At 65.7% G+C, this 18975-nt stretch carries 15 protein-coding genes and 2 pseudogenes; 8 read left to right on the plus strand and 9 right to left on the minus strand.

What is annotated here, in order from left to right; all coding sequences use genetic code 11:
* Positions 1–17: 17 nt before the first annotated feature.
* From AC2T4A_RS02415 to AC2T4A_RS02435, 5 genes and pseudogenes are all read left to right on the plus strand, one after another.
* Positions 18–1010: pseudogene (locus AC2T4A_RS02415) on the plus strand (methyl-accepting chemotaxis protein); the annotation flags it as partial.
* Between the two features lie 216 nt (positions 1011–1226).
* Positions 1227–1931, plus strand: coding sequence for a methyl-accepting chemotaxis protein (locus AC2T4A_RS02420; protein WP_420826035.1), 705 nt, complete (start codon positions 1227–1229; stop codon positions 1929–1931).
* A gap of 383 nt (positions 1932–2314) precedes the next feature.
* Positions 2315–3403: pseudogene (locus AC2T4A_RS02425) on the plus strand (methyl-accepting chemotaxis protein); the annotation flags it as partial.
* Positions 3404–3556: 153 nt separating this feature from the next.
* Positions 3557–4261: a methyl-accepting chemotaxis protein gene (locus AC2T4A_RS02430; RefSeq protein WP_416744363.1), complete on the plus strand. Its 705-nt coding sequence runs from the start codon at positions 3557–3559 to the stop codon at positions 4259–4261.
* 100 nt (positions 4262–4361) lie between these two features.
* On the plus strand, positions 4362–4790 hold the full coding sequence (locus AC2T4A_RS02435) for a UPF0158 family protein (protein WP_416743526.1): 429 nt from the start codon (positions 4362–4364) through the stop codon (positions 4788–4790).
* A gap of 327 nt (positions 4791–5117) precedes the next feature.
* Here AC2T4A_RS02435 and AC2T4A_RS02440 read toward each other — a convergent pair whose 3' ends face one another.
* The 3 genes from AC2T4A_RS02440 to mexA are packed head-to-tail and all read right to left on the minus strand — an operon-like array spanning position 5118 to position 10893.
* Positions 5118–6575, minus strand: coding sequence for an AdeC/AdeK/OprM family multidrug efflux complex outer membrane factor (locus AC2T4A_RS02440; protein ID WP_486742659.1), 1458 nt, complete (start codon positions 6573–6575; stop codon positions 5118–5120).
* Between the two features lies 1 nt (position 6576).
* Positions 6577–9720, minus strand: coding sequence for an efflux RND transporter permease subunit (locus AC2T4A_RS02445; protein ID WP_416743529.1), 3144 nt, complete (start codon positions 9718–9720; stop codon positions 6577–6579).
* Positions 9721–9735: 15 nt separating this feature from the next.
* Complete coding sequence (gene mexA, locus AC2T4A_RS02450) at positions 9736–10893, minus strand: multidrug efflux RND transporter periplasmic adaptor subunit MexA (RefSeq protein WP_416743531.1); 1158 nt, start codon at positions 10891–10893, stop codon at positions 9736–9738.
* A gap of 270 nt (positions 10894–11163) precedes the next feature.
* On the opposite strand from mexA, the gene AC2T4A_RS02455 reads away from it, so the two are divergent.
* Positions 11164–11598 (plus strand): MarR family winged helix-turn-helix transcriptional regulator, encoded by a 435-nt coding sequence (locus AC2T4A_RS02455; RefSeq protein ID WP_416744365.1) that lies wholly within the window; start codon positions 11164–11166, stop codon positions 11596–11598.
* Between the two features lie 51 nt (positions 11599–11649).
* On the opposite strand, the gene AC2T4A_RS02460 is transcribed toward AC2T4A_RS02455, so the two are convergent.
* From AC2T4A_RS02460 to AC2T4A_RS02470, 3 genes are all read right to left on the minus strand, one after another.
* A complete protein-coding gene (locus tag AC2T4A_RS02460; RefSeq protein WP_416743532.1) occupies positions 11650–12225 on the minus strand; it encodes a YceI family protein in 576 nt (191 codons plus the stop codon).
* A 28-nt stretch (positions 12226–12253) separates the two neighbouring features.
* A complete protein-coding gene (locus AC2T4A_RS02465) occupies positions 12254–12808 on the minus strand; it encodes a cytochrome b (RefSeq protein ID WP_169889960.1) in 555 nt (184 codons plus the stop codon).
* A gap of 176 nt (positions 12809–12984) precedes the next feature.
* Positions 12985–14472 (minus strand): flavin monoamine oxidase family protein, encoded by a 1488-nt coding sequence (locus AC2T4A_RS02470; RefSeq protein WP_416743535.1) that lies wholly within the window; start codon positions 14470–14472, stop codon positions 12985–12987.
* 192 nt (positions 14473–14664) lie between these two features.
* Here AC2T4A_RS02470 and AC2T4A_RS02475 point away from each other — a divergent pair, with 192 nt between their 5' ends.
* The gene (locus AC2T4A_RS02475; protein ID WP_478378303.1) at positions 14665–16068 is read left to right on the plus strand and encodes an adenosylmethionine--8-amino-7-oxononanoate transaminase; all 1404 of its coding nucleotides are present in this window, start codon (positions 14665–14667) and stop codon (positions 16066–16068) included.
* A gap of 65 nt (positions 16069–16133) precedes the next feature.
* A complete protein-coding gene (locus tag AC2T4A_RS02480) occupies positions 16134–16853 on the plus strand; it encodes a 16S rRNA (uracil(1498)-N(3))-methyltransferase (RefSeq protein ID WP_478378304.1) in 720 nt (239 codons plus the stop codon).
* Positions 16854–16974: 121 nt separating this feature from the next.
* On the opposite strand, the gene AC2T4A_RS02485 is transcribed toward AC2T4A_RS02480, so the two are convergent.
* From AC2T4A_RS02485 to AC2T4A_RS02495, 3 genes are all read right to left on the minus strand, one after another.
* Positions 16975–17586 (minus strand): LysE family translocator, encoded by a 612-nt coding sequence (locus AC2T4A_RS02485; RefSeq protein ID WP_478378305.1) that lies wholly within the window; start codon positions 17584–17586, stop codon positions 16975–16977.
* Between the two features lie 74 nt (positions 17587–17660).
* Complete coding sequence (locus AC2T4A_RS02490; protein ID WP_416743540.1) at positions 17661–18461, minus strand: AraC family transcriptional regulator; 801 nt, start codon at positions 18459–18461, stop codon at positions 17661–17663.
* 7 nt (positions 18462–18468) lie between these two features.
* Positions 18469–18969 (minus strand): chemotaxis protein CheW, encoded by a 501-nt coding sequence (locus AC2T4A_RS02495; RefSeq protein WP_486742660.1) that lies wholly within the window; start codon positions 18967–18969, stop codon positions 18469–18471.
* Between the last annotated feature and the right edge of the window lie 6 nt (positions 18970–18975).

Here is an 18975-nt window from a genome sequence, read left to right on the forward strand (position 1 = left end):
CCTGGAGCGCCGCCTTCATGTTTCGCTGGTTCAACAACCTGACTGTCAAACTCAAACTCGCCGCAGGCTTCGGCCTGGTGCTGCTGCTCACCCTGCTGATCGCCCTCACCGGCTGGATCAACCTGGGCAATGTGATCAGCCGGGGCGACAAGCTCGGCGAGATTTCCGAGCTGATCGCGATCGCCAAGGACCTGCGCATCGCCCGCCTGAAATTCCAGTCCACCCGCGCTCCGGAAGATGCCAAGGCGGTGCTCGATACGCTGGACAAGCTGGACCAGCGCCACCGCTCGCTGAACGAGCGCTTCACCGAGGCCGAGGACCGTCGCGTCATCGACCAGCAGCACGACCTGAGCGTGGAGTACCGCAAGCTGTACGCCCAGCTGCTGAAGTCCTTCGAAGAGCGCGACGCCGCCAAGCAGGTGCTGGTCAAATCTGCCGGCGCCGTCAGCGAAGGCCTGCAGAAGGCCGAGCAGAAGCTGGTCGGCAACGGCAGCGCCGAAGGCCTGCAGCACCTGCAGGACCTTGGCGGCCTCGGCCGCGCGGTCATGCAGGCGCGCCTGCAAGTGATGGCCTATACCAGCACCGACGCGCAGAACCTCGAACAACCCGCTCTTGCCGCGCTGCAGCAACTGATCGACGCCGTGAAGAGCGACATGAGCACCTCGCCGGCGGAGCTGAACGGCGAGTTCCGCGCCACCCTCGACGCGCTGGAAACCTACCGCAACGCGCTGACCAACTACCGCAACGAGGTCAACGACAGCCAGGCCGCCCGTGACCGCATGCGCGATGCCGGCCAGCAGATCGAGAAGCTCAGCGCCGAACTGACCACCACCCAGACCGCCAAGCGCGATGCCGGCGTTGCCCAGGCCAAAACGCTGCTGGGGCTGGCCGCGGCAATTGCCCTGGTGCTGGGCAGCATCGCCGCCTGGATCATCACCGCGCAGATCGTCAATCCGCTGCGCGACGTACTCGGCCATGCCGAGCGCATCGCCGACGGCGACCTCAGTCGCGACATCCCCACCAACCGTCACGACGAGCTGGGCCAACTGCAGAAGAGCATGCAGCGCATGAACCTGTCCCTGCGCGAGCTGATCGGCCGCATTCATGACGGCGTGACGCAGATCGCCAGTGCCGCCGAGGAGCTGTCCGCGGTGACCGAGCAGACCAGCGCCGGGGTGAACAACCAGAAGACCGAGACCGACCAGGTCGCCACCGCCATGAACGAGATGGCTGCCACCGTGCAGGAAGTCGCGCGCAACGCCGAGGAAGCCTCCGAGGCCGCCTCTGCCGCCGACCGCCAGGCCCGAGACGGCGAAGGCGCGGTGAACGAAGCGGTAAACCAGATGGACCGCCTGGCCGGCGAAGTCGGCCGCACCAACGAATCGGTGCTCAAGCTCAAGCGCGAAAGCGAGAAGATCGGCAGCGTGCTGGACGTGATCAAGGCGGTAGCCGAGCAGACCAACCTGCTGGCGCTCAACGCCGCCATCGAAGCCGCCCGCGCGGGCGACGCCGGCCGCGGTTTCGCGGTGGTGGCCGACGAGGTGCGCGGCCTGGCGCAGCGCACCCAGTCCTCCACCGAGGAGATCGAGGAACTGATTGCCGGCCTGCAGAGCGGCACCCAGCAGGCTGTGCAGATGATGGAAACCAGCCGCGACCTGACCGTCAGCACCGTCGACCTGACCCGCCGCGCCGGCGAGCGTCTGGGCGCTATTACCCGCACGGTGTCGACCATCCAGTCGATGAACCAGCAGATCGCCGCCGCCTCCGAGCAGCAGAGCGCTGTGGCCGAGGAGATCAACCGCAGCGTGATGAACGTGCGCGACATCTCCGAGCAGACCGCTGCCGCCAGCGAGGAAACCGCCGCCTCCAGCGTCGAACTGGCGCGCCTGGGCAATGAACTGCAGGTGCTGGTCAGCCGCTTCCGCGTCTGATCCTTCCGAGATGAAAAGGGCCCGCGCAATGCGGGCCTTTTTTCTTTCCCCATACCGGACATCGGCACAGGGCTTCCCCTCACCCCAGCCCTCTCCCGAAGAGAGAGGGCCTTCCCGTGCACGGAGTCGACCTGTAGGAGCGAGCTTGCTCGCGAACAGCCTCCACTGCGCAATCAGTTCGCGAGCAAGCTCGCTCCTACAAGAGCTCGCGCGCCACGCCAGAAACCCCGCGGCAAATTCCCGCCTTCAGTTTCCCTTTCGACGGCCGATAGCCTCTGACGCACGAAGATGCGTCCCGACAATTCCGCCTCGCCTCCGCACCTTTCGCTCTTGCCAGCCCCGGGCCGTCGATCCCGTGGCGACGCCTGCCTGGAGTATTCGACATGTACGATTGGCTAGTAGTACAGCTGGGACGTCTGAACGTCAGCCTGAAGCTGGTGGTGGGCTTCGGCATCCTCCTCTTCCTGACGCTTCTGGTGCTGCTCAGCGGCCTGGGCAGCCTGGATAACCAGGCCGAACGCGGCCAGCAGATGGCGACCATCACCGAACTCAACGATCTCAGCCAGCAGGCCAACCTCGCGCGTCTGCAGTTCGAACTGGGCGGCGACCGCAGCCAGGCCGAGCGCGTAGAGCAGCACAGCACGAAAATGCTGGAGCTGATCGAACAGCGCCTGAAAGGCAGCGACATCGACGCCAAACAGCTGGATGTGGCACGCCAGGCCGTCAGCGAGTACCGCGAAGCCTTCTCCGCTCTGACCCGCGCCGTCGACCAGCGCACCCAGGCCCGCGGCACCCTGGTGGAGAGCGCGCAGAGCGCCCTGCAGGCATTCGAGGCGCTGGACAAGCAACTCTTCGAGCTGCTCGCCGAACACCCCGGCGACGCCCAGTTTCTGCAAGGCGCCCAGGCCGTCGGCCAGTTGCATCAGCAACTGCTGGTGGTGCGCTACCAGGTGCGTGGCTACGTCTTCGAGCAATCCGCCAGCGCCGAACAGGCAGCTTTCGCGGCCTTCGACAAGCTGCGCGACACTGGCACCGCCCTGCAGAGCCAATTGCCGGACATCGCCGTGGAGGGCCTGAGCACGGCGCTGAAAGACCTGCAGAACTACCGCAGCGGCATTGAGCATTTTCGCGACGGCGTGAATGCTACCCAGCAGGCGCGCAAGGGCCTGAACGGCGCCAGCGAGGCACTGCTTTCGGCGAGCGACCGCCTGTACGACGACACCCTGAAACGCAACGATGCCGAGACCGCCGCCGCCAAGACCCGGCAGATTCTCATCGCTGTCCTGGCCTTGGCGTTCGGCATGCTTTCCGGCTGGGCCATCAACCGCCAGATCGTCCGCCCGCTGCATGAGGCGCTGGAGCTGGCCGAGCGTATCGCCCAGGGCGACCTGTCCCAGGGCCTTTCCCGTGACCTCAACCTGCAGCGCAGCGACGAGCTGGGCCAGTTGCAGCGAGTGATGCTGCGCATGCGCGAGAGCCTGTCGCAGCTGCTGGGGCATATCGGCGGCAGTGTCAGCCAACTGGCCACGGCTGCCGACGAACTTTCTGCCGTCACTGAGCAGACCCGCGCCGGGGTGAATAGCCAGCGCGTGGAGACCGAGCAGGTCGCCAGCGCCATCCACGAGATGGCCGCTACCGTGCAGGAGGTCGCGCGCAACGCCGAGCAGGCTTCCGCCGCCGCCCAGCAGGCCGACCAACAGGCCCGCCAGGGCGACCAGGTGGTGCAGGATGCGGTGAACCAGATCGACCGCCTGGCCGTTGAGGTGGATCGCTCCGCCGAGGCCATGGAGCTGCTGCGCAAGGAGAGTGAGAAGATCGGCAGCGTGCTGGACGTGATCAAGTCGGTGGCCGAGCAGACCAACCTGCTGGCGCTCAACGCCGCCATCGAAGCCGCCCGCGCCGGCGAGGCCGGGCGCGGGTTTGCCGTGGTCGCCGACGAGGTGCGCGGCCTGGCCCAGCGCACGCAGTCCTCCACCGCCGAAATCGAAGGCCTGATCGCTGGCCTGCAGCGCGGCGCCCAGGAAGCGGTGACGCGCATGGACGACAGCCGCCGCCTCACCGGCAGCTCGGTAGAGCTGACCCGCCGTGCCGGCGAGGCATTGGGCGTGATCGCCCGCACCGTGGCCGACATCCAGGGCATGAACCTGCAGATCGCCTCGGCCGCCGAGGAGCAGAGCAGCGTCGCCGAGGAGATCAACCGCAGCGTGGTACAGGTGCGCGAGATCGCCGACCAGTCCGCCGCCGCCAGCGAACAGACCGCCAGCTCCAGCACCGAGCTCGCGCGCCTGGGCAACGAGCTGCAACTGCAGGTGGGCCGCTTCCGCCTGTAATGCGCCAGTCGGTCGGTGCGCCCGCACCGGCCGACAACGGCAGGACAGCTGTCATGCGCATGGCGTAGGATCAGTCACTCGCCATATTGGGAGAGTGACCATGCGCCCGCTGACCATCGACCTCGACGAACTCGCCTTCGCGCTCGACACCCAGGGTATCGATCACTACCTCGATCTGTTCAGCGGCCAGGTGCTGCTGATTCCCGAAGAAGACCCCGACCCCGAACTGGCCGAGCTGCTGCACCGCGAGCCGGAGCGCCTGCTGCCCATCGAACCGCTGAGCAGCGGCCAGTCACTGGAGCTGATGCGCGAGTTCCTGCGCGAAGTGCCCGAGCCCCACGCCTATTCCGCCCTGGCCAACGCCATCGAGGGGCGCAAGCCGTTCAAGGCCTTCCGCCACGTGCTGATGGGCTATCCGGAGCTGCTGCAGGCCTGGTACGTCTACCAGGGCGAACGGCTGCGCGAGTGTGCACTGGATTGGCTGGCGGACAACCATATCCAGCCGGCCGGGCGTAGCGCGATGCTCTGATCCGCAGGTTCGCGAGCAAGCTCGCTCCTACAAGAGCCCAAACCGCCCCCTGCTCCAACCGCCCCATGCTCCCGCGCAACGATGTGTGGCGCTTAACCTGTTCCGGGTTATGCGCCCTACGCTGCGGACGGGAGAGCGAGCTATCAGTGCCGGCTGGCACACTGGGTTCGTCCGGCACAGACCCAGTCCCCTCTCCCTTCGGAGCGGGGCGCGTAGCCAGGGCAGGAAGAAGGAAATCCTGGGCAAAGGGATCCAGAAGAAGACAGTCGCACCCGCTCACTACCCCAAACAAAAACGCCGCCCCGAGGGCGGCGTTTTTGTTTCCGGTCAGAACAACCGGCCTTCGGGTGCCTCACTGGAGATCGGCTTGGCCTGGGCCGCCGTGGCCTGCCAGCCGCCGCCGAGAGCCTTGTACAGGTTGACCTCGCTGGTCAGCTGGTTAAGGCGATCGGAGATCAGCTGTTGCTGGGCACTGAACAGCGAGCGCTGCGCGTCGAGCAGGGTGAGGTAGTTATCCACACCGGTGCGGTAGCGCTTGTCGGCCAGGCGGTAGTACTCGCTGCTGGCGTCCACCAGCGCGCGCTGCGCCTGCAGCTGCTCGTTGAAGGTGCCGCGCGCAGCGAGGCCGTCAGCGACTTCGGAGAAGGCCGTCTGGATGGCTTTCTCGTACTGCGCGACGTTGATGTCCTTCTGCACCTTGGCCAGGTCCAGGCTCGCGCGCAAGCTGCCGGCGTTGAAGATCGGCAGGCTGATCGAGGGCTTGAACAGCCAGGTGCCGGAGCCGCCGTCGAACAGGCCGCCGAGGTCCGGGCTGAGGGTGCCGGCGTTGGCAGTCAGGCTGATGTTCGGGAAGAACGCCGCCCGCGCCGCGCCGATGTTGGCGTTGGCCGCCTTGAGCTGGTGCTCCGCCTGGAGGATGTCCGGGCGGCGCTGCAGCAGGTCGGAGGGCAGGCCCGCCGGCACGGTGGCCAGCAGCTCGTCACCCAGGCCACGGCCTTGCGGCAGATCTGCCGGCAGACCGGAGCCGAGCAGCAGTACCAGCGCATTCTGGTCCTGCGCCACCAGGCAGGTGTACTGCGCCAGGGTCGCCCGCGCGCTTTCCACCGAGGTCTGTGCCTGGCGCAGGTCCAGCGCCGAAGCAACGCCGACGTCATAGCTGCGCTTGGTCAGGTCGTAGCTCTTCTGGTAGGTGCCCAGGGTGTCGCGGGTCAGCTGCAGCTGTGCCTGGTCGGCACGCAGCGTCAGGTAGGCGTTGGCGACGTTGGCCACCAGGCTGGTCTGGGTGCTGCGACGCGCCTCTTCGGTGGCGAAGTACTGCTCCAGCGCCTGGTCACGCAGGGCGCGCAGGCGGCCGAACAGGTCGATTTCCCAGGCGGTGACGCCCAGGGTCGCGCCGTACTGGCTGCTGATCATCGAGCTGCCGGTCTGCGACAGGTCCGCCGGCAGGCGCTGGCGCGAGCCGTCGAAGCTGGCGTCCACCGCCGGGAACAGGTCAGCCCGCTGGATACGGTACTGCGCCCGGTAGGCTTCGATGTTCAATGCAGCGACGCGCAGGTCGCGGTTGTTTTCCAGCGACACTTCGACCAGTCGCTGTAGTTGCGGGTCCTTGAAGAACTCGCGCCAGCCGATGTCGGCGCCGGCATTGGCCGGTTGTGCCGCATCGTAGGCATCGCCCTGCGGGTAAGCCGCGGCCACGGGCGCCTCGGGGCGCTCGTAGTCGGGGATCAGCGAGCAGCCGGACAACACACCGGCTGCTATGGCGAGGGACAGTAAGGACTTTCTCATATCAATGCCCCTTCTCGGTGGCTTCCTGTTCCTTGGACAGCTTGTCCTTGAACAGGGTACTGACCACCACATAGAACAGCGGTACCCAGAAGATCGCGAGGATGGTCGCGGTGACCATGCCGCCGATCACGCCGGTACCGATTGCATGCTGGCTGCCCGAGCCTGCACCCGTGGAGATCGCCAGCGGCAACACGCCGAGGACGAACGCCAGGGAAGTCATCACGATCGGACGCAGACGCATCCGGCACGCTTCGATGGCCGCTTCGACGATGGGTTTGCCTTCGCGTTCGTGCAGCTCCTTGGCGAACTCCACGATCAAAATGGCGTTCTTCGCCGACAAGCCGATGGTCGTCAGCAGGCCCACCTGGAAGAACACGTCGTTGGACAGGCCGCGCATGGACGTCGCCAGCAGCGCACCGATGACGCCCAGCGGCACCACCAGCATCACCGAGAACGGGATCGACCAGCTCTCGTACAGCGCCGCCAGGCAGAGGAACACCACGATCAGCGACAGCGCGTAGAGCGCCGGAGCCTGCGAGCCGGACAGACGCTCCTCGTAGGACAGGCCGGTCCAGGAGTAGCCGACGCCCTTGGGCAACTGCTTGACCATCTCCTCGACCGCGGCCATCGCCTCACCGGTGGAGCGACCCGGGGCCGGTTCACCGAGGACTTCCATGGCCGGGACGCCGTTGTAGCGCGCCAGTTTCGGCGAGCCATAGCTCCACTCGCCGGTGGCGAAGGCGCTGAACGGCACCATCTCGCCGGAACTGTTGCGCACGTACCACTTGTCCAGGTCTTCAGGGCTCATCCGCGCGTTCGGGCGGCCTTGCAGGTAGACCTTCTTCACCCGACCGCGGTCGATGAAGTCGTTGACGTAGTTCGAACCCCAGGCGATGGACACGGTGCTGTTGATGTCCGCCAGGGACACGCCCAGCGCACTGGCCTTCTCGTCGTCGATCAGCAGCTTGTACTGCGGCTCGTCGTTCAGGCCGTTGGGACGTACGCGTTGCAGCGCCGGGTTCTGCGAGGCCATGCCGAGGAACTGGTTGCGCGCCTGCATCAGCACTTCGTGGCCGACGCCGGCCTGGTCCTGGAGGAAGATGTCGAAGCCCACGGCGTTACCCAGTTCGAGTACCGCCGGCGGGGCGAAGGCGAACACCATCGCATCCTTGAAGCTGAAGAAGTGCTGCTGCGCGCGCTGGGCCAGCGCGAACACGCTGTTCTCCGCGCCGGGGCGCTCTTCCCAGGGTTTGAGCATGATGAACGCCATGCCCGAACTCTGGCCACGACCGGCGAAGTTGAAGCCGGTCACGGTGAACACCGAGGCCACCGAGCTGCTTTCCTTGTCCAGCAGGTACTCACGCATCGAGTCCACCACCACCTGGGTGCGCTCGGCGGAAGAACCGGCCGGGGTCTGTACCTGGGCGAACAGCACGCCCTGGTCCTCGTCGGGGAGGAACGCGGTGGGGATACGGGTGAACAGATAGATCATGCCGCCGAGGATCAGCACGTACATCAGCAGGTACGGCATGCGGTGCTTGAGGATCGAGGTGACGCCGCGCTCGTAGCCATGGGTAGTGGCGAGGAACTTGCGGTTGAACCAGCCGAAGAAGCCGCGCTTGTGCTCGCCGTGGTCGCCCTTCTCGATGGGCTTGAGCATGGTGGCGCACAATGCCGGGGTGAGGATCAGCGCCACGATCACCGACAGGGCCATGGCCGAGACGATGGTGATGGAGAACTGCCGGTAGATCACCCCGGTGGAACCGCCGAAGAACGCCATCGGCAGGAACACCGCCGACAGCACCATGGCGATACCCACCAGCGCGCCCTGGATCTGGCCCATGGACTTGCGCGCCGCCTCGCGGGGCGACAGGCCTTCCTCGGCCATCACCCGCTCGACGTTTTCCACCACGACGATGGCGTCGTCCACCAACAGGCCGATCGCCAGCACCATGCCGAACATGGTCAGGGTGTTGATCGAGAAGCCGAAGGCGGCGAGTACGCCGAAGGTGCCCAGCAGCACTACCGGCACGGCGATCGTCGGGATCAGCGTGGCGCGGAAGTTCTGCAGGAACAGGTACATCACCAGGAACACCAGCAGGATCGCTTCGCCCAGGGTCTTCACCACCTCATGGATGGAGGCGGAGACCACCGGGGTGGTGTCGTACGGGTAGACGATCTTCATGCCCTGCGGGAAGAACGGCTCCAGAGTGGCCAGGGTGGCGCGGATCGACTTGGCGGTGTCCAGCGCGTTGGCGCCGGTGGCCAGCTTGATCGCGATACCCGAGGCCGGCTTGCCGTTGAACTGGGCGTTGATGCTGTAGTCCTGGCCGCCCAGGGCAACGTCGGCGACATCCTTCAGGCGAACCTGGGAGCCGTCGGCGTTGACCTTGAGGAGGATTTCCTTGAACTGCTCGGCGCTCTGCAGACGGGTCTTGCCGATGATCGTGGCGTTGAGCTGCTGGCCCTTGACCGCGGGCAGGCCGCCCAACTGGCCGGAGGAGATCTGCACGTTCTGCGCCTGGATCGCCGTCTTCACGTCGCCCGGAGTCATCTGGAAGCTGTTGAGCTTCGCCGGGTCCAGCCAGATGCGCATGGCGTACTGCGAACCGAACACCTGGAAGTCACCCACACCAGCGGTCCGCGACAGCGGGTCCTGGATGTTGGAAACGATGTAGTTCGACAGGTCTTCCTTGGTCATGCTGCCGTCGGTGGAGACGACGCCGACCACCATCAGGAAGTTCTTCACCGCCTTGGTCACGCGGATGCCCTGCTGCTGCACTTCCTGCGGCAGGAGCGGCGTGGCCAGCTGCAGCTTGTTCTGCACCTGGACCTGGGCGATGTCAGGGCTGGTGCCCTGGTCGAAGGTCACGGTGATGGTCATGCTGCCGTCGGAGTTGGACTCCGAGGAGATGTAGCGCAGATGGTCGAGACCGTTCATCTGCTGCTCGATGACCTGCACCACGGTGTCCTGCACCGTTTCGGCGGACGCACCCGGGTAGCTCACCTGGATGGCGATGGCCGGCGGGGCAATGGCCGGGTACTGGTTCACCGGCAACTTGAGGATCGACAGACCGCCCGCCAGCATGATCACCAGGGCGATTACCCAGGCGAAAATGGGCCGGTCAATGAAAAACTTCGACATTACGAATCCCCTTGATTAACCCTGCTTGGCCGGTTCAGCGGCGGCGGGCTTGTCGGCGGCACCAGCGGTGGGCGCCACGTTCTTCGCGGGTACGGCCTTGGCCTGGGCGCCCGGCTGGACGTACTGCAGGCCTTCGGTGATCAGGCGGTCGCCGGGCTTGAGGCCATCGCTGACCAGCCAGAAGGCGCCGACAGTGCGCTCGGTCTTGAGGGTGCGCAGCTCGACCTTGTCTTCGCCGTTGAGCACCAGGGCGGTGGCCATGCCACGGAAGTCACGGGTGACGCCCTGTTGCGGCGCGAGAATGGCCTGCTTCTTGATGCCCTCTTCCAGCTGCGCATGGACAAACATGCCCGGCAGCAGCTCCTTGTTCGGGTTGGGGAAGATGGCGCGCACAGTCACCGAGCCAGTGCCCTGGTCGACCGAGACTTCGGAGAACTCCAGCTTGCCCTCGACGGGGTATTCGGAGCCGTCTTCCAGGTACAGCTTGACCTTGGCGGCGTTGTCACCGGCCTTCTCCAGCTGGCCTGCGGCCAGTTCGCGGCGCAGGCGGATCAGCGCCGTGGAGGACTGGGTGACGTCGACGTAGATCGGGTCCAACTGCTGCACGGTGGCCAGCGCGGTGGCCTGGCCGTTCTGCACCAGGGCACCCTCGGTCACGCTGGAGCGACCGATGCGGCCGGAGATCGGCGAATACACCTTGGTGTAGCGCACGTTGATCTTGGCGTTGTCGACGGTGGCCTTGGCCTGCAGGTACGCAGCCTGGGCGTCAGCGTATTGCTGCTTGCTCACCGCCTCGTCCTTGACCAGTTCCTTGTAGCGCTCGGCCTGCTGCTGGGTGGACACCAGGTTGGCCTGGGCACTCTGCAGGGTCGCTTCATAGGTGGCCGGGTCAATCTGGTACAGCTGCTGGCCTTCCTTGACGTCGCTGCCTTCCTTGAACAGGCGCTTGAGGATGATGCCGTTCACCTGCGGGCGAACTTCGGCGATGCGATACGCGGTGGTGCGGCCCGGCAGTTCGGTGCTCAGGGTCACCTCCTGCGGCTGCAGAGTCACCACACCGACCTCGGGGATCTGCTTCTCCTGCGGGGCCTGGGCTTTGTCGCAGCCGGCAAGAGTGGCCATGGCGACGAGCAGGGCGGGAACCAGAGCGCGCATGGCTGGCTTTCGTTGCATATCGTTGTCCTCGTGAGCAAAGCATCCGGTTTGGCTGTGGGCTTGCCGGTCCGGAAAAGCTGGCAAAAATACTTACATTCAGCTCTGTTTGTAAACGTCCGAAAGCCCTGAGGGAAAACTACTGAAACGTTTTAGCCATTGGCCGATATCGCAGTAGGTTTCCCGCAAGGCAGTCGCGGCGACGAACAAAGTTGATAACATCAACTAAAATACGAAAAAATGGTTGATCCGATCAACCTGATTTACACAAGGTTTACCGTGACCGAGCCGATGACCCACAACGTGAATCCCGACTTGCCGCAGACCCTGATGAAGGTCCTCGACCACTTGCGCGAGAGCCTCCAGGACGAACTGTGTGCGCAGGGTATCGACCTCACGCCACCGGATATCCGTCTGCTCGAACTGATTGGCGCCGATGCCGGCCAGAGCTTGCAGAGCCTGGGCCGCAAGATGTGCCGCGACAAGGCGCTGGTGACCCGCAAGATCCGTGAAATGGAGACCCTCGGCCTGGTTCGCCGCGAACGCAACCCCGATGACCAGCGCAGCTTCCAGTTGTTTCTCACCGAGGCCGGGAGCCGCATCGACGAGCGTACCCAGGCCATCCTCGCACGGACCCATGACAGTCTGTTCGCGCCGCTGAACGATGACGAGCAGCGTACCCTCACCCAGCTCCTGCGGCAGTGCCTGCAAGGCCATACGGACTAGCGACACAAACGAAAACGCCGGCATTCGCCGGCGTTTTCGCATTCCTGCGTCTTACTGACGCACCCCTTCAACCGACAGGGTCAACTCGACTTCCTGGGAAGCCGGGCCAAGGTCGCGCTGGATGTTGAAGTCTTTCAGCTTGAGGGTGGTGGTGCCGAGGAAGCCGGCACGGTAGCCGCCCCACGGGTCATCGCCCTGGCCGATCAGTTCAGCCTTGATGGTGACCGGCTTGGTCACGCCGTTCAGGGTCAGGTTGCCGGTGATCTCGGCATTCTTGCCCTCGGCCTTGACGGCGGTGGACTCGAAGGTCGCAGTCGGGTTCTTCGAGACATTGAGGAAGTCCGGGCTGCGCAGGTGCTTGTCACGCTCAGCGTGGTTGGAGTTCACGCTGTTGGTGTTGATGGTCACCTTGACCTTGTCGGCGGACGGGTTCTTCTCGTCGAAGGTGAAAGCACCGTCGAAGTCGTCGAAGCGGCCGTACAGCCAGCTGTAACCCAGGTGCTTGATGCGGAACTCGATGAAGGCGTGCTGGCCTTCCTTGTCGATCTTGTAGTCCGCGGCCATGGCCTGGCCAGCGGAGAACAGGGCGGTACCCAGCGCCAGAGCGGCGAACGTCTTCTTCAGCATTGAAGCAATCTCCCTTTGAGGTGAGGTGTTATTTCGCGGCACGACCGAGCATGCGCACCAAGGTCGCATCGCGGTCGAAGAAATGGTGTTTGAACGCCGCCAGGGCGTGCAGCACGGCCAGGACGACCAGGCCCCAGGCCAGATACAGGTGGATCGCGCCGGCGATGTCGGCCTGGTCGGTCAGCCCGCTCAGGGTGGCGGGCACGTCGAACCAGCCGAACACGCTGATGGGTTTGCCCTCGGCGGTGGAAATCAGGTAGCCGGCGATGATCACCGCGAACAGCAGCGCATAGAGCGCCAGGTGGCCGAGCTTGGTGGCCAGGCGAGTCATCTGCCCGTGGTTGGCCGGGGACGGCGGCGCCGGGCTGATGAAGCGCCAGAGCACGCGCACGATCAGGGCGATGGCCAGCAGGATGCCGATGCTTTTGTGGATTTCCGGGGCGCGGTGATACCAGGTGTCGTAGTAGTCCAGCTCGCGCATCCACAGGCCCAGGCCAAACAGCCCAAACACCACCAGCGCGCTGCCCCAGTGCAGGAACAGGCTGACCAGTCCGTAGCGGGCGGGGGAATTACGCCATTGCATCGATCGACATCCTTGAAAATGGGAATTCAAGACTAGCGGTTAATCCATCGAAGAAAAGCAGAAAAATCTGCTTTGAAACATCGACTGACAAGATAGGTCTCGGTCTGAAACGCCCGTCCCAGAGCCAGAAATGACAATGCCGGCTTTCGCCGGCATTGTGAATGGAACGGGTTCGATCAGAACGGCAGCCAGGACATGATGCCCTTCTTCTCACCCTTCTCGGCCGGCTTGGCGCTGGCGGCCGGCTTGTTGTCGGCAACCATCGCCGCGCCTTCCACCACCGGCGTCTTGCCGGCGTACAGGTCGCGCACCTGGCTGGCGGCACGCTTGCCGCTGCGCAGGGCGCCTTCGATAGTGCCCGGGTAGAGCGCATCGGTGTGCTCGCCGGCGAAGGCCACGCGGGAGACCGGAGTTTCCCACACGCGCCAGAAGCGGCTGATCTGGCCCGGACCGAAGGCCAGGTAGGACCCGCCGGTGCCGGCGTCGGTGCTGTAGCGACGCATTTCGTAGCCGTCGTAGGCGCCGCGCATCTTCGGGTAGTACTTGTTCATGCGGATCAGCACCTGCTCCGACAGCTGGCGATCACCAAAGGCCTGCATCACACGGGCGTTGTCGCCGGAGAGGTTGATCAGCACGTTGGCGCCGCCCTTGGTGGCGGGCTCGACCCAGATCATGCCCAGACCCTGATCGCTGTAGATCTCGCCGGACAGACGCGACTTGTCGTCCCACACCGGGCGCTTGAACTTCATCAGGATCTGGTCGCGCCAGCCGTAGTTGGTGCCCTTGAGCGCCGCCTGCTGCTTCTCGTTCAGCCCCGGGGTCAGGGTGATGTTGCCCAGGGCGCGCAGCGGTACGGCCAGCACCAGGTAGTCGGCGGTGTAGCCGGTAGGGCCGACCTTGACGGTCACGCCGTCCTTGTCCTGGCTGATCGAGGTGACCTTGGCGTTGGTCTTGATGGTCTTGATCTGCTTGACGAAGGCCTGGGCCAGCACCTGGCTGCCACCGGGCAGACGCGCCGCGCGCAGGTCACGGTCGTCGACACCACGGTACACACGGCCCTGCTGGGCGAGGTAGAGCAGCGACAGGCGCGACGGCTCGTCGTAATGCGAGCGGATACGCTGGTTGACCAGCAGGCGCGCCGTCGGCGACAGGTTCAGCTTGTCCAGCCAGCGCGCGGCGGTGAGCTGGTCGAGGGCGAACAGGGTCTTGTTCGCCAGCGGATTGAGCGGGTCGTCGATGGAGGCGGACAGCTCGTTCAGGGACTTTTCGAAACGCTCGAGGTCCGCGGCAACGGCCGGCATCTTGGTCTTCAGATCGGAGCTGGTGTAGTAGACGCCATCGATCAGGTAGCTCGGGGTACGGACGAATTCCGGTGCCGGCACCGAATTCACCTTCAGGGTATCCAGGTAGCCGTTGAGGGTCGGCTGGACCTTCTTGTTGCCGATCCATTCGCTGGTGGCCAGGCCCGAACGGCCGCCTACCTGCGGTTTGGCTTCCAGCAGGGTGACCTGCCAGCCTGCCTGCTGCAGCTCGTAGGCCGCGGAGAGACCGGCGAGCCCGCCGCCGACCACGATGGCGGTCGGTTGTTTGTCCTTGCCCAGCGCCACTGCACTGAACACCCCCAGAGCAAGCAACGCGGCAGCGCGCAGCCATCCCATTTTCATCGCCAGACTTCCCCGAATTGGTGCAAAGGCGCGAAGCATACGTGAGCGCCCGAATGCCGAATAGCCGTGTTGGTCGGCTCCCCGCGACATGTGTCGTAGGACGTGTCCTTGTTCATCTCAAGTGCATTGAATAGGCTTGCCCGATCCGGGCGGGCCGACCGTCTGACGAGTCATCATTTCAAGGAGCAGACCATGGGCCTGAACGCCGAGTGGATGCAGCGCGATCTCGAGGTGCTGTGGCACCCCTGCACCCAGATGAAAGATCACGAGCGCCTGCCGGTGATCCCGATCCGCCGCGGCGAAGGCATCTGGCTGGAGGACTTCGAAGGCAAGCGCTACCTGGACGCGGTCAGCTCCTGGTGGGTCAACGTCTTCGGCCACGCCAACCCGCGCATCAACCAGCGCATCAAGGACCAGGTGGACCAGCTGGAGCACGTGATCCTCGCCGGCTTCAGCCACCAACCGGTGATCGAGCTGTCCGAGCGGCTGCTGCGCCTGGCGCCAGCGGGATTCTCCCGGGTGTTCTACGCCGACAGCGGCTCGGCCGGCATCGAAGTCGCGCTGAAGATGAGCTACCACTACTGGCACAACCTCGGCCAGCCGGAGAAGAAGCGCTTCATCACCCTGACCAACAGCTACCACGGCGAGACGGTCGCGGCGATGTCGGTGGGCGACGTGGCACTGTTCACCGAAACCTACAAGTCGCTGCTGATGGACACCATCAAGGTGCCGACCCCCGACTGCTACCTGCGCCCAGAGGGCGTGAGCTGGGAGGAACATTCGCGGACGATGTTCGCCGCCATGGAGCAGGCACTGGAGCAACACCACAAGGAAGTCGCGGCGGTTATCGTCGAGCCGCTGGTGCAGGGCGCCGGCGGCATGCGCATGTACCACCCGGTCTACCTCAAGCTGCTGCGCGAGGCCTGTGACCGCTACGGCGTGCACCTGATCCACGATGAAATCGCCGTCGGCTTCGGCCGCACCGGCACGATGTTCGCCTGCGAACAGGCCGGCATCACCCCGGACTTCCTCGTACTGTCCAAGGCGCTGACCGGCGGCTACCTGGCGATGAGCGCGGTACTGACCACCGACAAGGTCTACCAGGCTTTCTACGACGACTACGCCACCCTGCGCGCCTTCCTCCACTCGCATACCTACACCGGCAACCCGCTGGCCTGCGCCGCCGCCCTGGCGACCCTGGACATCTTCGAACAGGATAACGTCATCGAGGCCAACAAGGCCCTGGCGGCCAGGATGGCCAGCGCCACTGCGCACCTGGCCGACCACCCGCATGTCTCGGAAATCCGCCAGACCGGCATGATCCTGGCCATCGAGATGGTCCAGGACAAGGCCAGCAAGACTGCCTATCCCTGGCAGGAACGCCGCGGCCTGAAGGTCTTCCAGCACGGCCTGGAGCGTGGCGCGCTGCTGCGCCCGCTGGGCAGCGTGGTGTACTTCCTGCCGCCGTACATCATCACCCCCGAGCAGATCGACTTCCTCGCCGAAGTCGCCAGCGAAGGCATCGACATCGCCACCCGCGACAGCGTGAGCGTGGCGGTCAGCGAACGCTTCCCCGAGCATCGCGATCCGGGCTGATCAGCTACAAGCGGCAGGCCGAAAGCTTTAAGCTTGCCGCTTTCCCCCATCAGTTCGACATTGCCATGCGCCTCTCCCGCTTCTTCATCGATGCCCCGCTCTCCCTCGGCCAGCACGAGCTGCCCGAAGCCCAGGCCCACTACATCGGCCGCGTGCTGCGACACACGGCCGGCGATGCCGTGCAACTGTTCGATGGCTCCGGCCAGGAATTCCTGGGTGAATTGATCGAGGTGGGCAAGAAGAACGTCCGAGTCGAGCTGCGCGAAGCTTTCGACGGCCAGGCCGAATCGCCGCTGCGCGTGCACCTGGGCCAGGGGCTGTCCCGTGGCGAGCGCATGGACTGGGCGATCCAGAAGGCCACCGAACTGGGCGCCAGCGAGATCACCCCGATCGTCAGCGAACGCTGCGAAGTGCGCCTGAAGGACGAACGCGCCGACAAGCGCATGGCCCACTGGCGCCAAGTGGCGATAAGCGCCTGCGAACAGTGCGGCCGCTCGGTGCTGCCGGTGCTCAACGCACCGGTCACCCTGGCCGAGTGGCTGGAGAGCTGCGAGGCGCAGCTCAAGCTGGTGCTGCACCCGGTAGCGGAGCCGCTGACCAGCCATGACAAGCCGCGAAGCCTGGCCTTCCTGATCGGCCCGGAAGGCGGCTTGAGCGATGCGGAAGTCGAGCAGGCCAAGGGGGCTGGCTTCCAGGCCGCGCGGCTGGGACCGCGGGTGCTGCGGACCGAGACCGCACCGGTGGTGGCACTGAGCGTGGCGCAGCAGCTTTGGGGCGATTTCTAAACGCATCTGCGTTGGGCGGGTTCGCGAGCAAGCTCGCTCCTACAGGCAGCCGGCTGGCACGGTGCGCTTTGGGTAGGAGCGAGCTTGCTCGCGAACAGCCCCGGCACTGAGCCCCGGCGATTCAGATCCCCCGCAACGCCAACCCCGCCAACACCAGCAACACCAACCCGCACAACGCGTGGCTCACCCGGTGCCAGCGCGGCGAAGCATTGCGCCGCAACCAGTCCACCAGTGCCGCGCAGAGGAAACAGCAGAGCACCGAGGCGGTCATGAACCCGGCGAAGAACACCAGCGAATCCGCCAGCGACGGAACGCCGTTCACCAACCCGGCCATGGCGCCGCCCAGTGCGCCCCAGTAGACGATGTTCTTCGGGTTGGACAACGACAGCATGGCCCCGGAAGCGAAGGCACCCGCGTTGTGCTCGCCGCTGTCGCCCTCCTCCGCCACGCCGACCCGCCGTGCATCCAGCAGGCTCTGCACGCCCAGCCAGGCCAGGTAGGCCGCGCTGGCCAGGGTCAGCGGCAGGCGCAAGGTTTCGTGGCCGAACAACAGCGCCAGTCCGGTCAGGCCGATCAGTGCCCACACCGCATCGCCGATCAGCGAACCGAACTGCACCAGCAGCGCTGGGCGGAAACCGCCTTTCAGACCACGGCGCAGGGTTTCGGCGAGGACCGCGCCGGGGGACAGGCAGAAGACGATGCCGAACAGCAGCGCGGCGAAGAACAGAGTCATGGATCAGCTCTCGAACAGGATGACGATGGCGCGATTCTGCCTGGACAGCGGCGATCGCACTTGAACCGGATTGCTCAGCGCAGGGCGCGCTGGAAAATCCCCGGCGACACACCGTAGGCCGCGCGGAAGTGCCGGTTCAGGTGGCTCTGGTCGGCGAAGCCGAGTTCGTGCGCCACCTCGGTGGCCGGCAGGCCGGCGCGCAGCAGCGCCTGGGCGCGGCGGGTGCGCAGTTGCATGGCCCATTGCCGGGGGCTCAGGCCGACCTGCTTCTGGAAGCTGCGCAGCAGGTGGAAGCGCGACAGGTCGAGGTAGGCCGCCATCTCGTCGAGGCTGGGTTGCCGCGCCAGGTCGGCCGCCAGCCAGCCCTGCAGGTCGGCGATCCGTCCACCGCTCGCCGCAGCGTCCTGCGGCAGGCGTACCCCCATGACGCGGGCGATTTCGGCCAGCAGCAACGTCAGACGCTCCTCGCCGCGCTGGCGAACAAAGGCGTCATCGCCCAGCACACGCTCGACGGCGTCGGCCATGGCAGCGGTCAGAGCAGGCAGGCGCTCGGTGGGACGTTCGAACTCCAGGCGCTGCAGGCCAAGCATCGCGGCGAGTTGCTCAGGAGCGACGTAGAGGCTGACGAATTGCCAGGGCTGGCCTTCGGCGACGCCGCCGCCCTGGATCTGCCCCGGATTGTAGGCGGTGATCGCGCCGGGGCCGGCGTCGAAGGTGCGGCCGTCCAGCCAGACGCTTTCCTCGCCGCGCAGGTTGGCGCTGATGACGAATTCGTCGTGGCTGTGGCGTTCGAAACTGTGGCCACCGAGGGTGGCGCCGGCGACCTCGAAACCGGGTAGATCCCCCAGTTGGGCAAGGCGCAGGCCACCGCTCATGGCTGGCTCAGATCAGGCCGGAGTCGGCCAGCTTCTGCTCCAGCGCGGCCAGGTCGGGGATGCGCGCGTGGGCATCACCCAGGTCCACCGCATCCAGCTCCAACGGCGCCAGCGGCACGTCCAGGCGCTTGAGATCGGAGCCGACCTTCAGCGAACGCGGGATGCCCTGCACCAGGAGCGCGAAGAACTTCACGTTGGGGCGTCCGCCCAGGGCGTTGACCACGATCACCCGCGCACCGGGGCTGACTTCGGCCTGGCCATCGGAGGCCGCCTCGAAGGACAGCAGCGGCAGGCGCAGGTCGCGCCAGGCCACCTGGCCCAGGTACCAGGACGGCAGGCCCTCCACCGGGTGCGGGGCACGGTAGGTGATCAGCTCGGCTACCGCCACGTTGGGCAACAGCAGGTTGCGGTCGGCCAGCGGCACCAGCAGGCCGGTCAGGCTGCTGGGGGCGGCGTTGGCCACAGCCCCATTGGCAACGGCGGCATTGGCGACGGGAAGATCACTCATCGGGCC

The organism is Pseudomonas sp. PVC-3-1, assembly GCF_057444315.1.